Genomic DNA, 834 nt, shown 5'->3' on the forward strand with positions numbered 1-834 from the left:
CCAACAATTCGGCGGGCGAACAGATCAATGACCACCGCCAAGTGATACCAGCGCTTCCCGACCATCAGGCTGGTAACGTCGCCGCACCAGACTTGGTTGATTCCCGTTGGCTCGAAGTTACGTTCGAGCAGGTTCTTGGCCACAAATGCCTCGACGCCCCTAGAGCGATACTGATGACGACGGCGCTGCCTGCTGGCCAGGTTAGCTTCCGCCATGAGCCTTCCGGCCAGATACCGCCCCACCTTGAGCTGTTGGGCCTTCAAGTGCTGAGAGATCATCCGCGCGCCTACGCTTCCTCGACTTTCAACGTGCAGTTGCACGACTTTTGCTCTGAGCGCCTCACGTTTGGTATTCGGCGCTGAACGGCGACGAAGCCAGTCATAAAACGCACTGCGGGAAACGCCCAGGGCGTCGCAAAGCAGGCTGGTCGGATACGCGCCCGACTCTCTCAGTTCCTCAATCAGGAAAAACGATCGGGATCCGACATCAAGAGAGCCGTAGCCTTTTTTAAGATTTCAGCCTCAGTCTCCAGTCGCTTGACCTTGGCTCGCAGTTGTTGGAGCTCTCGCTGTTCGTCGCTGATTGCCTTGGTGCCTGCCACTGGCTGGCCTTTTTGGCGCTCTTTTCGTACCTGATCCACCCAACGGCGCAGCGCCGTAGGGCCGACGTCCATTGATGCGCAGACGTCAGGAATCGAGCAGTTATCATCAAGAACCATGCTTGCAGCACGTTGCTTGAACTCACGGGTATAAGTCTTTCGTTCTTGCATGGAACCTCCTGATTGGGCGAATCATATCGCCCTTAAGAGGTGTCCGGGATCATTAGGCCAGTTCA

2 protein-coding genes are annotated in these 834 nt (G+C 56.5%); both read right to left on the reverse strand.

Going from position 1 to position 834, the window contains the following annotated elements; all coding sequences use genetic code 11:
- On the reverse strand, nucleotides 1-320 hold a 320-nt coding region (locus AC5PZ0_RS28255; protein ID WP_493856210.1), incomplete at its 3' end, for an IS3 family transposase.
- A gap of 140 nt (nucleotides 321-460) precedes the next feature.
- Entirely contained in the window at nucleotides 461-769 is a 309-nt protein-coding gene (locus tag AC5PZ0_RS28260) for a transposase (protein ID WP_043204404.1), read from the reverse strand.
- Between the last annotated feature and the right edge of the window lie 65 nt (nucleotides 770-834).

The organism is Pseudomonas sp. 5.2, assembly GCF_059025405.1.